The organism is Halorhabdus sp. SVX81 (assembly GCF_029207715.1).
Lineage (GTDB): Archaea > Halobacteriota > Halobacteria > Halobacteriales > Haloarculaceae > Halorhabdus.
In genome coordinates, this window is the sequence record NZ_CP104322.1 from 1,749,174 (window position 1) to 1,764,033 (window position 14,860).

The 14,860-nt window shown below is 62.9% G+C and carries 11 protein-coding genes and 1 tRNA gene; 10 read left to right on the forward strand and 2 right to left on the reverse strand.

From position 1 onward, the window contains the following. Nucleotides 1–75: 75 nt before the first annotated feature. The 7 genes from SVXhr_RS08675 to SVXhr_RS08705 all read left to right on the forward strand — a co-directional run bounded on the left by SVXhr_RS08675 (nt 76) and on the right by SVXhr_RS08705 (nt 9,453). On the forward strand, nt 76–1,152 hold the full coding sequence (locus SVXhr_RS08675; RefSeq protein ID WP_275736819.1) for a Gfo/Idh/MocA family oxidoreductase: 1,077 nt from the start codon (nt 76–78) through the stop codon (nt 1,150–1,152). A gap of 260 nt (nt 1,153–1,412) precedes the next feature. Further along, entirely contained in the window at nt 1,413–3,308 is a 1,896-nt protein-coding gene (locus SVXhr_RS08680; protein ID WP_275736820.1) for a 2-oxoacid:acceptor oxidoreductase subunit alpha, read from the forward strand. 2 nt (nt 3,309–3,310) lie between these two features. Next, nucleotides 3,311–4,246: a thiamine pyrophosphate-dependent enzyme gene (locus tag SVXhr_RS08685; protein ID WP_275736821.1), complete on the forward strand. Its 936-nt coding sequence runs from the start codon at nt 3,311–3,313 to the stop codon at nt 4,244–4,246. Nucleotides 4,247–4,344: 98 nt separating this feature from the next. Then, complete coding sequence (gene lrpA1, locus SVXhr_RS08690; RefSeq protein WP_275736822.1) at nt 4,345–4,773, forward strand: HTH-type transcriptional regulator LrpA1; 429 nt, start codon at nt 4,345–4,347, stop codon at nt 4,771–4,773. A gap of 124 nt (nt 4,774–4,897) precedes the next feature. Then, nucleotides 4,898–6,913, forward strand: a complete 2,016-nt coding sequence (gene acs / locus SVXhr_RS08695; protein ID WP_275736823.1) for an acetate--CoA ligase — start codon at nt 4,898–4,900, stop codon at nt 6,911–6,913. A gap of 70 nt (nt 6,914–6,983) precedes the next feature. Further along, nucleotides 6,984–8,603: a bifunctional oligoribonuclease/PAP phosphatase NrnA gene (locus tag SVXhr_RS08700; protein WP_275736824.1), complete on the forward strand. Its 1,620-nt coding sequence runs from the start codon at nt 6,984–6,986 to the stop codon at nt 8,601–8,603. 49 nt (nt 8,604–8,652) lie between these two features. Then, the gene (locus tag SVXhr_RS08705) at nt 8,653–9,453 is read left to right on the forward strand and encodes a CBS domain-containing protein (protein ID WP_275736825.1); all 801 of its coding nucleotides are present in this window, start codon (nt 8,653–8,655) and stop codon (nt 9,451–9,453) included. A gap of 12 nt (nt 9,454–9,465) precedes the next feature. Here SVXhr_RS08705 and SVXhr_RS08710 read toward each other — a convergent pair whose 3' ends face one another. Further along, a complete protein-coding gene (locus SVXhr_RS08710; RefSeq protein ID WP_275736826.1) occupies nt 9,466–11,172 on the reverse strand; it encodes a glycoside hydrolase family 2 TIM barrel-domain containing protein in 1,707 nt (568 codons plus the stop codon). Between the two features lie 310 nt (nt 11,173–11,482). On the opposite strand from SVXhr_RS08710, the gene SVXhr_RS08715 reads away from it, so the two are divergent. Beyond that, the gene (locus SVXhr_RS08715) at nt 11,483–11,743 is read left to right on the forward strand and encodes a hypothetical protein (protein WP_275736827.1); all 261 of its coding nucleotides are present in this window, start codon (nt 11,483–11,485) and stop codon (nt 11,741–11,743) included. A gap of 7 nt (nt 11,744–11,750) precedes the next feature. On the opposite strand, the gene SVXhr_RS08720 is transcribed toward SVXhr_RS08715, so the two are convergent. After that, nucleotides 11,751–12,233 (reverse strand): DUF309 domain-containing protein, encoded by a 483-nt coding sequence (locus SVXhr_RS08720; RefSeq protein ID WP_275736828.1) that lies wholly within the window; start codon nt 12,231–12,233, stop codon nt 11,751–11,753. Nucleotides 12,234–12,354: 121 nt separating this feature from the next. Between SVXhr_RS08720 and SVXhr_RS08725 the strand changes: the two genes are divergently transcribed. Next, nucleotides 12,355–12,438: transfer RNA gene (locus SVXhr_RS08725), tRNA-Leu, on the forward strand. Between the two features lie 990 nt (nt 12,439–13,428). Further along, a complete protein-coding gene (locus tag SVXhr_RS08730; RefSeq protein ID WP_275736829.1) occupies nt 13,429–14,625 on the forward strand; it encodes a PQQ-like beta-propeller repeat protein in 1,197 nt (398 codons plus the stop codon). Nucleotides 14,626–14,860 lie beyond the last annotated feature (235 nt).

A 14,860-nucleotide genomic window follows, 5' to 3' on the forward strand; every position in this document is an offset into this window, starting at 1 on the left:
CGCCACGATAGCGCCGAAGGGCTTCGGGCGCACGGGTCGGAACACTCTTTTCGCTGTGTCACGCTGTCCCATTCGATGGCAGCAATCCGGTACGGCATCGTCGGCTGTGGCGGGATCGGGGAGACACACGCCGAGGCTGTCAGGGCGACCGAAGGTGTGAGACTCCTCGCGTGTGCAAACCGATCCGCCGCGGGTGCTCGCGAGTTTGCCGACGCCTATGACCTCGACGCCTGGTATACCGACGTCACCGCGATGATCGAACGGCACAACGTCGACGCCGTCAGCGTCTGCACCCCGAGCGGCACACACGCGCCCGTTACGATCGAAGCAGCCCACGCCGGTGCGGACGTTCTCTGTGAGAAACCCCTGGACGTCTACGCCGACCGGATGGACCGGATGCTCACTGCCTGCGAAGACGCCGGCGTGACATTGGCGGGGGTCTTCCAGGAGCGGTTTCAACCGGCGACCCGACGGGCCAAAGAGGCGATCGAAGCCGGCGAACTCGGCGAACCGGTGCTCGGCGACGGCCAGGTCAAGTGGTTTCGGCCCCAGGCGTACTACGACGGGGCAGACTGGAAGGGGACCCGCGAGCTGGACGGGGGCGTCCTCCTGAGCCAGGCGATCCACACGATCGACCGGTTGCAGTGGCTGATGGGCGGCATCGAATCAGTCCGGGCCGTGACCGACATCCACGACCGGGAGCTGGCTGGCGGGTGTGAGACAACTGCCGGAGTGGCCGTCCGTTTCGAAAACGGCGCGCTTGGGACCGTGTCCGCGACGACCGCGACCAAAGGCGGGGACGATCGGATCGAAATCAACGGCACTGACGGCTCGATCACACTCGCCGGCGGCGCGATCGACTCCTTTGAGGTCGGGACCGGCGAACGGACCCAGTACGGTGCGGAGACCGACGAGGTCGACGTCCACGTCGAACCACTCGAATGGGGCGAGGGGCATGCACGCGTCGTCGAGGACTTCGTCGACGCGCTTCGCGAGGGACGGGAACCGGCAGTTCCGGGCACGGAAGCCAGACGGGCGGTCGACGGGATTCTGGCCGCCCATGCTGCCGACAAACGTGACGAGTCAGTCGCTGTCGAGGCCGTCCGTGCGGGCCGGATTCCGGAGGTCAACGCGACCGACCGCAGCAGGTAAACGGGAGATCCGGACGGCACCGAAAGAAGGTCCCGTGAACGTGTCAGATTCGGTTGTTATGTACGAGTTGACCCGAACGGGACCGGACGACGCCATCGCCGGAAGTGCCCGGCGCTGGATACGCTTCGTGTGTTCACCAGGATTTCGAGATTCGTTCGTGGGTAATATCACAATTATTCCAGAATTGACACAACAGAAACCCTTTTGTTCGATCCACCCCTGGCACGAGTACGGCACCTACTGGGGCCGATGATTTACCAATGACAGACACCGAACTCATCTGGCGGATCGCGGGCGGTTCCGGCGACGGGATTGCCTCGACGAGCCAGAACTTCGCCAAAGCCCTGATGCGAGCGGGGCTCAACATTTTCACGCATCGACACTATCCCTCGCGGATTCGAGGTGGGCACACGTATGTCGAAGTACGGGCAAAAGACGAAGAGGTAACCTCCCGTGGCGACGGCTATAATTTCTTGCTGTCGCTCGGTGACAGTTTCGCCCGGAACCCAGCGGAGGACGCCTACTACGGCAACGAGGAACGCAAACCCCTCGCCGAGAACCTCGACGAACTTCGAGACGGCGGCGTCATCGTCTACGACACCGGACTCTTCGACGAGGACGAAGTGGCCGAGTTGAACCTCGAGGAACGGGCCGAAGAAAACAACTGGCACGTGTATCCGGTCAATCTCCGTGAGATCGCCCGGGAACACGGCCGTGACGTCATGCGGAACACGGCCGGCGTCGGTATCACCGCCGCCCTGCTGGGGATGGACGTCTCCTACTTCGAGGAGCTCATCACCCAGAACATGTCCGGTGACATTCAGGAGGACAACCTGAACGTGCTGGCCGACGCCTACGAACAGGCCCAGGAGTTCGAGTTCACCCACGATCTCGAAGTCCCGACGGGCGAGAACGAGCAGGAACTGGCGCTGATGAACGGCTCGCAGTCGATCGCCTACGGCGCGATCGACGAGGGCTGTCGGTTCATCGCCGGCTACCCCATGACGCCCTGGACCGAAGTGTTCACGATCATGTCCCAGCACATGGGTAAGTTCGGGGGCGTCTCCGAACAGGTCGAAGACGAGATCGCCGCGGCGGCGATGGCGCTGGGCGCGAGTCACGCCGGCGTCAAGGCAATGTCCGGCTCGTCGGGCGGCGGGTTCGCGCTGATGTCCGAACCGCTGGGCCTGGCCGAGATGACCGAGACCCCGATCGTGCTCCTGGAGGCGATGCGGGCCGGCCCGTCGACGGGGATGCCCACCAAACCCGAGCAGGGCGACCTCGAACACGTCCTGTATACGAGCCAAGGCGACTCCGCCCGGGTCGTCTTCGCGCCGGCAGGCGTCAAGGAGGCCTACGAACAGACCCGGACGGCCTTCGAGATCGCCTACGACTACCAGATCCCGGCGATCGTCGTCTACGACCAGAAGATCGAGGGCGAACTCCGGTCGGTTCCCGTCGACTTCTTCGACCGGGAGACCAACCCGGACCTCGGGAAGGTCCTCTCCGAGGCGGAGATCAAGGAGGCGGCCCACCACGAGTCGGGCGCGTTCCAGCGCTTCGACCCGGACGCCGAGGACGGCGTCAGCCCGCGGACGGTCCCCGGCCAGAAGGGCGGACGCCACCTCACGTCGGGTAACGAAACCAACGACTACGGCCATATCGACGAGGACCCGGACAACCGGGTCGCCCACATGTCCCGTCGGCTCGAGAAACTCGACACCATCCGCGAGGATCTCGACGAGGGCGAGACCAACCAGGCGTATCGCGGCCCCGAGGACGCCCGTTACGGGATCGTCACCTGGGGCAGCCAGCAGGGCACGGTCTTCGAGGCGGTCGACCGCCTCAACGACGAGGGCCACTCGGTGAAGGCCATCGGCGTCAGCGACCTCATGCCCTACCCCGAGGCGGAGATGACCGAATTCTTAGAGAGCGTCGAGGAGGCGATCGTCGTCGAGATGAACGCCAGCGGGCAGTTCAAGGGGCTGACCCAGAAGGAACTCGGTCGCTTCGGCGACAAACTGTCGAGTCTCCTGAAGTACAACGGCAATCCGTTCGAACCGGCCGAGATCGTCGAGGGCTTCGAAGCCAGCATCGACGAGGAGACCGACATCCCCGGCAATTCGACAACGTTCGTCCCAGCGGCAGGTGACTAATCATGAGTGCATTCAGCGCAATCGGCGAGGATCGCGAGATAGACAGCGAGGAGTACACCCCCGGCATCGAGCCGCAGGCCACCTGGTGTCCCGGCTGTGGGGACTTCAGCGTCCTCAAGGCGCTCAAGCAGGCGATGCCCGAAGTCGGCCGCACGCCCGAGGAAGTCCTGACTGTCACCGGGATCGGCTGTTCGAGCAAGCTCAATTCGTACTTCGACTCCTACGGATTCCACTCGATTCACGGCCGGTCGCTCCCGATCGCCCGGGCCGCCAAACTCGCCAACCCCGACCTCGAAGTGATCGCGGCGGGCGGCGACGGCGACGGCTACGGCATCGGTGGCAACCACTTCATGCACACCGCCCGGGAGAACCACGACATGACCTACATCGTGTTCAACAACGAGATCTTCGGGCTGACGAAGGGCCAGACCTCCCCGACCAGCCCCAAGGGTCACAAGTCAAAGACCCAGCCCCACGGCAGCGCCAAGTCCCCGATCCGGCCGCTGAGTCTGGCGCTGACCTCCGGGGCCTCGTACATCGCCCGGACGGCCGCGGTCAACCCCAACCAGGCGAAAGAGATTCTCACCGAAGCGATCGAACACGACGGGTTCGCCCACGTTGATTTCCTCACGCAGTGTCCGACCTGGAACAAGGACGCAAAGCAGTACGTCCCCTACACTGACGTTCAGGACTCCGAGGACTACGACTTCGACATCACCGACCGCCGGGAAGCCGGCGAGATGATGCACGAAGTCGAGGACAAACTCTACGAGGGCGAGATCCTCACCGGTCGGTTCTACGTCGAGGAGGACCGTCCGTCCTACACCGAGGAGAAGCAAGCGATCGGCGAGATGCCCGAGGAGCCACTGGCCGAGAAGTACTTCGACGAGGACGCCGAGTGGGATCGGAGCTACGATCTCCTCGAACGCCACACGTAACGCCACTCGCTGCCGTCGACCGACCGGCCCCCCGTCCGAAGCCGGATACTTCTTTCACGTTCGGAAGATATTTTTCGACGTAACGGAAAGGAACGTTCATGAGCGCCGAAGCGACGGAGGAGCGGATCCTCGATGTCCTCGAGGAGGACGCCCAGGCCTCCTACGCCGAGATCGCCGACCAGGTAGGTGTATCGAAACCGACTGTCCGGAAATATATCCAGCGACTCGAAGAGGAAGGCGTCATCGTCGGATACTCCGCGGACATCGATCCCAAGAAACTCCCCGGCGAGACGATCGCCATCGTCGGCGTCGACGTCGAGAGCGAGGCGTACGTCGATGTCTCGCGAGCGCTGAAGGACGTGAACGCGATCGAAGCGCTGTACACCTCAAGCGGCGATCACACCCTGATGGCCGAGATGCGTGCCCCGGACGGCGACACACTCGGTGACGTCATCAACGACGAGATCGGCTCCCTCGACGGCGTCGCTGCCGTCCACCCATCCTTCCTCCAGGAGCGCCTGAAGTAAAGAGTCAGGCCGACATACGCGGAGTCGGACGCTTTGTCTGGCGATGATTGCTCGATAGGGGGGAATGTCGCCTCTTTGCGCACGTTCACGTTGGCCAGCGTACACGTCACGTGCGTGGTTCAACATGAACGAACATGATAGTACTGAGCTAGAAGCCCGGCTCCCGGACCAGGAGTACTACCGGCCGCCTCCGGAGTTCGTCGGACAGGCCAATGTCACCGATCACGCTGTCTACGACCGCTTCGAGGAGTTTCCCGACGGGTTCAACGAGTACGCCGAACTGCTGACCTGGGACGACCGCTGGGACGAGGTGTTCGACGGCAGCGATCCACCCTTCTTCGAGTGGTTCGTCGGCGGCTCGCTGAACGCCTCGGTCAACTGTGTGGACCGACACCTCGCGGAGCGAAAGAACCAGGCTGCACTCATTTGGGAGGGGGAGAGTGGCGAGCAACGCACCATCACGTATCAGGACCTCTTTCGGCAAGTGAACGAGATGGCGGCCGTCCTGAAGGAGGTCGGCGTCGAGGAAGGCGACGTAGTCACGCTCCATCTCCCGATGGTGCCGGCGCTCCCGATCACTATGCTCGCCTGCGCCCGGATCGGTGCCGTCCACTCCGTCGTGTTCGCGGGCTTCTCGGCGAACGCGCTTGCCGATCGCCTCGGAGACGCCGACAGCGACGTTCTGGTTTCTATCGACGGCTACTACCGGCGTGGCGAGTGGCTCGATCACAAGGCGAAGGCCGACGACGCGATCGACGCCGAGGAAACCAGCGTCGAGACGGCACTGCTGTGGTCGCGTCACGACGAACTTCACGGGGACGTCGAACTCACTGGCGAGGATCCGTACGTCCTCGTTGATGACGTCCTCGCCGAGAAGCGCGGCGCCCGCGTCGAACCCGTTTCCCGCGACGCCGAGGATCCGCTGTTTTTGATGTACACGTCAGGCACGACGGGCAAACCCAAGGGCTGTCAACACCGCACCGGTGGCTACCTGGCGTACGCCGCCGGGACCGCGAAGTACGTCCTGGACGTCAAACCGACGGACACCTACTGGTGTGGGGCGGACATCGGCTGGATCACCGGCCATTCGTACATCGTCTATGGCCCGCTCGCCCTTGGCTCGACCACCGTCATGTACGAGGGGACGCCGGACTACCCGGACCGGTCGCGGCTCTGGGAGATCGCCGAGCGCTACGATGTCGACATCTTCCACACCTCGCCGACGGCGATCCGGCAGTTCATGAAGTGGGGCGAAGAGCACCTCGCGGGCCATGACTTCGACTTCCGGCACCTGACGACCGTCGGCGAACCGATCCAGCCCGAGGCCTGGCAGTGGTACTACGACCATGTGGGCGAGGAGGATGCGGTCATCGTCGACACGTGGTGGCAGACCGAGACCGGCGGCCACCTCATCACCAACCTCCCCGCACTCGACGACATGAAGCCCGGCAGCGCCGGCCGACCCTGCCCCGGCATCGAACCCGCGCTCTACGAGGACGACGGCACACGGATCGAGCCGGCCAGCGGCCGGGCCGGCAACCTCGTGATCGAGCGCCCCTGGCCGGGGATGCTCCAGACGGTCTATGGCGACGACGACCGCTTCATCGACGAGTACTGGCGGCGGTTTTCCGAGACCGACAGCGACGACTGGCGCGACTGGGTGTACAAGACCGGCGACGGGGCCGTCCACGGCCAGGACGGTTACTATCGCGTCCTCGGTCGGCTTGACGACGTCATGAACGTCTCGGGCCACCGTCTCGGGACGATGGAACTGGAAAGCGCCGTCGCCGAGGTCGAGGCGATCGCCGAGGCCGCTGTCGTCGCCCGCGAGGATACTGAACGTGGTCACGTCCCCGATGTGTACGTGGTACTCAGAGACGGCGTCGAGGCCAGCGAGGCCGTCCGCCAACAGGTCATCGCGTCCGTCGAGGACGAGATCGGCGCGTTCGCCCGACCGGATCGCGTGCTGTTCGTCTCGGATCTACCCAAGACCCGCTCCGGGAAGATCATGCGTCGCGTCCTCGAGAACATCTCGAACAGTGAAGATCTCGGGGATACGACAACACTCCGTGACCCGTCCGTCCCCGATCAGATCCGCCAGCAGGTCCAGACCGACGGCGGCGAGTCCCCTCGGTCGTAGGACGACGAGCCGGCCGCTCCGCCGATCGATGAGACAGGGGTTTTAGGTTCCCTGGCCCGATGTCCGGGACATGCGCACGCGGCTGGTGGTGGGAACAGGCTCGATCGCCCGGGCCGTGACCGACGCGCTGTGTGACCGACCGGGCCGCCTCCTGGTGGCCGGGCCGGACGAGGAGACCAATCGTCTCTGTGAGAGCGGCGCGGCCGAGTGGCTCCCGGTCGATCCGACTGATCCAGCAGCCCTTGGCAAGATCGATGCACCTGTCGAGACAGTCGTCGTGGCCGGAGCCACGCCCGTCGGGAACCTGGCCATGGCACGGCATGCTCGCCAGGCGTTCCCATCGGCGTTTCTGCTGGCGTACACGGGGACTGACGGGCACCACGACGACAACGAGCAGCGCCACTCGGCCCGCGTTGGTCTGCAATCGGTCGCTGACCGGGTCGTCGATCCCGGCGACGTACTGGGGTCGTATCTGCAAGATCGTGTCGAAACCGGCGGGCTCTCCGTCCACAAGCTTCGAGAAGTGATCGCGAACGTCGATGGGACGCTTGCGGTCGTCATGCACGACAACCCCGATCCGGACGCCATCGCGAGCGCCATCGCCCTTGTCCGGATCGCCGAGCGGATGGGGTGTCCGGCCGAAGCCTGTTACTACGGATCGATCAACCACCAGCAGAACCGGGCGTTCGTCAACCTGCTGGATATCGACCTCACGGCCCTCGAAACCGACGCCGACCTCTCGGCGTTCGGTGGGTTCGCCCTCGTCGATCACGCCCGGCCCGGTGTCAACGACGGGCTTCCCGAAGACACGGCGGTCGACATCGTGATCGACCACCATCCGCCACGTGGGCCAGTCAGAGCGGCATTTACTGATCTCCGGAGTGACGTCGGTGCAACGAGTACACTCCTGGTAGAATATATCAGACGGCTCGATATCGATATTTCTGAGACAGTGGCGACGGCGCTTTTGTTCGGGATCCGGGTCGACACCAACGAGTTTACACGCGAAGTCTCGGCCGCCGACTTCGAAGCCGGCGCGTTCCTGCTCCAGGCAGCCGACCTGGGCGTGCTCGAACGGATCGAAGATCCGAGCATGAGTTCGGACACGTTCGAGACGATCGCGGATGCGATCCACAATCGATCGCGCCACGGCTCCGTCCTGTTGAGTGGCGTGGGCGAGATACGCGACAGAGACACGCTCGCACAGGCTGCGGATCGGTTGCTCGCCATGGAAGACGTGACGACGACGCTGGTGTACGGGATCCAATCCGGGACGATCTACATTTCGGCACGGTCACGCGGTACTGACCTCGACCTTGGTGAGACCCTGCGGGCCGCGTTCGGCCAGATCGGTAGTGCCGGCGGTCACGCCGACATGGCCGGCGCACAGCTCGACCTCGGCGTGATGGAGGCGATCAGCGACGACACCGATCTCGCTGCGATCGTCGAGGAGATCGTGACAGACCGGTTTCTGGACGCCCTGGAGATCTTCCCGTCGCAGTTACCCCCTGAATCCTACGGGATCGAAACCGAGCTGCCGGGTAATGCCACACCGACCACGCCCCGTCCGGAGGCGGATCACGGCGACGATTCGGGCGAGGACACCGCGAATCGGTATTTGGTTGGCGACGACGAATCATCGACAGAGGAAGAACCCGGGGCTGGTCGGGACACCGACAGTGGGACCTGACGGCGCTGCCAACGAGGGATTTTTACCTGCGGACCTCTCACCGTCAGTGATGGCCAGTTCCGAGGAGTCTCTGACCGTCGAGGATTACATGACTCACGAGGTCTCGACGGTCGCGCCGGACGACACGGTCGCAGCGGTCGCGAGTCGCATCGCCGATAGCGGGGGTCACACCGGATTTCCGGTCTGCAGTGGCCGAGACGTACACGGGTTCGTCAGTGCGAGCGATCTGTTGCTTGCCGAGGACGATCTCCCGGTCGCAGACGTGATGTCGACGGATCTGATGGTCGCCCACCCGGACATGGATCTCGACGACGTGGCACGGGTCATCCTCCGGTCGGGGATCCAGCGGTTGCCCGTCCTCAACGACGACGGCCAACTTATCGGGATCATCTCGAACGCCGACGTCATCCGGAGTCAGATCGAACGGGCGACGCCCGACAAGGTCGAGCAGCTCCTGGACACCATCGAGGACGTCCACGAAGTCGAAGCGCGCCAGGAGCGCCGCGTCGTCGATCTCGGCGACCTCACGCCGACCCAGACGAAGGTCTACGGCGACGAGCTCGAAGGCCGGATGTACGAACTCGAACGCGGCCTGGCCGAACCCCTGGTCGTGATCGACAACGCCGGGGACCTCCTGCTGGCGGACGGCCACCACCGGACCACGGCGGCCGCCGAACTCGGCATCGAAGAGATGGACGCCTACGTCATCGTCGTCGAGGAGCCCGTCGACTTGGAGATGGCCAAGACCGCGACCGAGGAAGATCTGCAGTCGATCGACGACATCACGATCGTCGACTATGCGCGCCATCCGCTCGTCGAATCGACGCAACGCGAGACGGGCAGCGAGTGACACACTCACCGCCTACGGGTCGCAGTAGTGATCGCGCAGCACCGAGAACGCACGCTTCTTTCGACCGTGTTCGTCGAGGAGCCCTTTGCGATTGTAGCCCCGCTGGTGTGGATTCATCCGGCGGGGGCTCTTGAAGTCAAAGAGGATCCACGGGGTCGCTCCGACGATCTGCTCGACGCTCTCGATCGCTTCGAGCGATTCGCGATAGTAGGCAGCCTGGAACTCCTCCGTCCAGCGGTCGTCCTCGTCGCCGTGATTGCCCCACTTTGCCCCCGCGCCCGTTTCCGAGACGATGACCGGCGGGCCCGTCGGATCGTCGACGAACGAACGAACGTCGCCCGCGTCGCCGACGTACCAGCCGTAGTACTCGTTGATTCCAACGACGTCGAGATGCTCGACCAGCGGGTCGAGCAACGCCAGCCCATCGTCGGTCTCGTCGAACCAGCACGCCGCAGTGACGAGCCGGGTGTCATCGAGTTCCCGGGCGAACGAGGCCATTTCGGGGAGGACGCGATTTCGGACCTCGTCCTCCGGATCGGTCTCGTTGGCGATCGACCACAGCGCGACCGACGGCCGGTTCCAGTCACGCTGGATCAATTCACGGAGCTGCTGGCGATACAGCTCCTGGACGTCTTTGTCGCCGAAATCGATGTCCCAGTAGGCCGGGACCTCCTCCCACAGCAGGATCCCCTCCTCGTCGGCCCGGCGAGCCATCGCCGCCGTGTGTGGATAATGGGCGAGCCGAACGAAGTTACAGCCGAGTTCAGCCACCCACTCGAACCGCTGATCGATATCGCCGGGAGTCAGCGCCCGCCCGCGTCCGGCGGCCTCTTCGTGCATCGAGATGCCACGGAACTCGATCGACTCACCGTTGACCAAAATGTCGCTGCCCTCGACGTCGACCGCACGAAAGCCGGTCCGTACTTCGACGGCGTCACTCTCCGATTCGACGCAGACGTCATAGAGCCGCGGGTCGTCGGGGTGCCACAGCTCGACGTCGTCCCGGTCGAGCGTGATCTGGCCAGTGAGTCGGGTAAGCGCTCCATCGGAATCGTCTGGTTCGAGCGGCACCTCTGCACCCAGGCCCGGTATCGCCGCGTGGACATCGCCCGGTTCCGGCCCGTCGATCCAGGCGGTGATCGACGCCGTCACAGTCTCGTCGACGCTGGTCTCGACTTTCACGTTCCGAACGAACGTCTCCGGGGTGGCGAGAAGGTCCACGGACCGAAAGATCCCGCCGAAGTTGAACCAGTCGGTCTGCATGGCGGGGATTCCATCCTCGCGTCGTTCGTTATCGACACCGACGACCAGAAGGTTGTCTTCGCGAGATACCGCGTCGGTGATTTCCACCGAAAAGGGGGTGTATCCTCCCTCGTGGGTCAGGAGGTGCTCGCCGTTCAACCAGACGTCGGCCTCGTAGTTGACCGCGCCAAAGCGCAGGAAGAGCCGGTCGCCGTTGTCCTCCCGGTCGAAGCGTCTGGTGTGCCAGACCATCCCCTCGTAGTACTCGAACCCCGGGAGCTGCTCGCCGACGCAGCCCGGCACCTCGACCGGGAACCCGTCGTCGACGGTATAATCGGCGGGTGCATGCGGGTCTTCGAGGAGGGGAACGTCCCGGTCGTCGAACCACCCGTCCTGGAACGAGCGGTAGGGGTCCGGGATCGCCTGCCAGGTCCCGTCGAGTGTGGTCGTTTCGCGGCTCTCGGTGTGGAGATACATACTCCAGTATGATCCCGGACACAGAACTTGATGGTTTCGACGGGGGCTGACTGTCGAGGACGGTTCCCCAAAGCGAACGCTGAAGCACCTCATGCCGCACGATTTGCGGTATCGCTCGAAGGGGACCAGTTGATCAACTCCCTTCCGACATCGACTGATCGATATCGGCGCGAGGCAAGTGAGTTACCATCACATGGAAATCACAAATCAGTGGAAACATACGACTCGATATAGAAGCACCAGCGTAGGAATGAATCGTGGGTTTGGGATATCGCGTAACTCGCTCATCTGGTCTCTCATGTTCGTCGTCATGGCGGGTCCGCTCGTCGCGATCACGCTCATCATGATACCGCAGGTCGAAGGGGTGGCCGACCTGCCGTTAGTCATCTTCTTCGGGTCGTTGGCAATCATCGCTGTCGTTGGCGTATGGCGAAAGCTGACCGACAGGGACGACGAGCATCCCCGGACCGCGGCGGATGTCGCGTACAATCCGCTCTCGCCAGGAGAGATGGCCAAAGACAACTGGCGAAAGGCAATTCGGCGCATACCCGGTGACGAGGACGACGACTGATCGCTCCTCACTCAAGGCTTTCGGCGTACTGATAATCGGCGTCCCGGGCCTCAGGGGCTTCGCCGTCAAGGGTAATGACCCACCCATCCAGCACAGCCGGATCGGCGATGGCGTTCGTGACGGTGGTCCGCACGTCGAGAATGGCAACGCCGTAGTAGTCCCGCGGAACGTCCTGCAGATACTGCAAGGCAGTCTCGAAAAGACTCCGCATGCCATCGTCATTCTCAAAGTCGTCGTGTTTGTACGCGCCGGCGGCAACCTGGACCATCCCGTGTAAGAAGGCGCTTTCAGTCGTTCCACGCCCGTAATTATACCACTCGTCCTCGAAGCAGTCGTGAGATTCGTGGAACGCGCCGTCGTTGTACAGCGCGACGCCGTGAACGACCGCACGCCGAAGAGTCGCGTGCTCCCATTGCTCGGCATCGGAATCCCACCCGGTCGGCGATCCCGCCGGCGGCCCGACGCTGTCGTCACGCGTGTGCTCGTCCATTACCCGGTCAAACGCCGCACGAACAAGTAATTCCGTCGGCTGTGACAACGACGAGACGCCCGTCGACGCCCGATCGAAACCGGGCCATTTAACCCCCAGAACGGACTGGATTCGGATGCGTGCGAGGGTAGCCAAGCCTGGAAACGGCGGCGGACTCAAGATCCGCTCCCGTAGGGGTCCATGCGTTCAAATCGCATCCCTCGCACTGGCGGGCCCACGCGGCCCCTCGCAACAGTGCAGGAAGATTGTCCCTCTCGGGGGCCATCTTCCCTCGCAAAACTTCTCGGAGACAGTGATCGAGGAGCCGAATCTATCCACGAGACCGGACGCAAGATCCGCTCCCGTAGGGTCCTCGTGAGCCGCGAGGGCGAACGGAGTGAGCCCTCGGCTTGAGCGAGCGGCAAAGCCGCGAGCGAGCCGAACGAGGGCTCGGAAGTCGAACGGCGCGAGGCGCGACCAGAGGGAGCGCCTCAATGCGAGCGGTGTAACCGCGAGCAGAGTGAGTCTTCCGGTGGTCCATGCGTTCAAATCGCATCCCTCGCACTGGCGGGCCCACGCGGCCCCTCGCAAATCAGTGCAGGAAGATCGGCGAGGTCGCGAAGCGACCTCGAAGCGAACGGCGCGTCGCGCCGTGAGCTGGAGCGGTCTTCCCTCGCAAAACTTCTCAGGCGGTAACCGGATAACCACTGGTGACGAATGCATATATTCGTTCATGCATCTGTCTGAGTACAGTCGGGACGACCCTATGAGATACAGAGCGCGTATTAGCCAACATGATGTTAATATACCAACCGAAAGAAGTCAAATTGAATGGTCGAAATGCCACCTCAATGTCCGGATTGTGATGTCAAGATGGAACAGATGAATCCGATTGCCGGTGGCCATAATTTGCGGTTCGTATCGGAAGAAAGCAAAGAAGGAATTCTTGGCTCCATCGGAGTCAACGAAAATTTTGATGCGAACGCCTTCGTCTGTTCTGAATGTGGGTTGAGCCGGCTGTACGCTAATCTGGACGATTAGCCAGCCGAACACACGAGGTACTGATAAATGCTGAGGCTCTATTCATCGCACTACTAGACGTACGAAATCTATGGCGACACCACGAACGTATTCGATCGCCCCGTATTCGCTTGGTATTCAAATAGATACTTTTCGTCGGTTTTTTTGTTTGGTGATGAAACCGCTCTTGATAGATATGCCCTCCCCCACTCGCCGCCAGTTTCTCTCCCTGCTTGGAACCGCCAGTGTCGGACTCGCCGGCTGTCTTTCCGAGGATAATGGGGAATTCGGACAGATCGACGGTGAATGGCCGGTCGAAGGGGCTAACGCCCGCAGGACCCGTACTGTCAACGACGGGCCCGCCGATCCAGCGATGGTCTGGGCGACCGAGATTGAGGAGGCTCGAGCCGTCGGCACGCCGGTTGTCGCCGACCAGACGAAAGTGCCGTCGCTCGCCGACACTCGTGTATACGTGCTCGCCGATGCCGTCTCGTCTCCAGCACGACACCGTTACAGACTGCACGCCTTCGATGCCCCAACAGGCGAGGAGCACTGGCGTGTCCCGCTCCGATCCGACCCGAACAGCCCCCCAGCCGTCGACAGCGGCCAAATTTTCGTCAGCGCTCAGCGTGGCATCGAACAGGGCCGGCTCGTGGCTTTCGAAGACCGATTCGGCGACGAGGAGTGGCTGTACGATATCGACGCCCGAGTCACTGCTCCACCGGTCGTTGCTAGTGGCACCGTCTATCTCCCTGACTGGGAGGGGAGGGTTCACGCTCTCGGGGTGGCCGACGGATCGGTTCGCTGGGCTCGACCGGTCGGATCGGACCAAGAGAGTCGAACCCTTGCAAAACCAGTCGCTGTCCAAGACGACACGCTGTTCGTGGGTTCGCACACGGGACGGACTGGTGTAGCTGCCGTGGACGCCGAAACCGGGGAGACGATGTGGACGAAGTCCACCCACCGTGTGATAGCTGGCCCTGTGGTTGACGACAGACTCGTCGTCGTCAAGGGCGGCAGCGTGCTCAGAGCGTTCGATACTGATGGTACCGATCGATGGGCGTTCAACATCCCCGGGGACGTGCCAGGAATTCCGATCGCTGTCGATGACCAGCGTGTCTACGTCTCCACCCGAAAGCGACTCTACGCGATTACCCGGAGCGGCCGAGAAGCCTGGACTTACGAACCTGACGACGAGGATATCGGTCCTCCGACAGTAGTCGGCAACGAGGTGGTCGTCCCCGTCGGGGACGGATTAACTGCACTCGCCCACGCGGACGGGGCGACCCGATGGCACACCGAGACGGACGGGTATGGGTCCGTCGTTGTGACGCCCTCGGCGATGTTTATGGCTGCGTCTGGCGGCCGCATCATTGGACTGGGGACCGGTTGACATCCGCCTCGCCCTGAAGTGCGGGGTTTTTACCTTGCAACTTCCATAACCTGGTCGGCTTGGAGAGAAATATTGTGGGAGAGAATGTTTCTTTGTGCCAGGTCTCTGCTGGTGAAGACACACCTACGCCTGATCGAACCGTCCAAGTAATCGCGCTGTAGACAACCCTCGTAACGACAAGAACGTTCCGATAAAACAGAGTTGATATTTGACGTTTTCGAATAACTGACTTTAT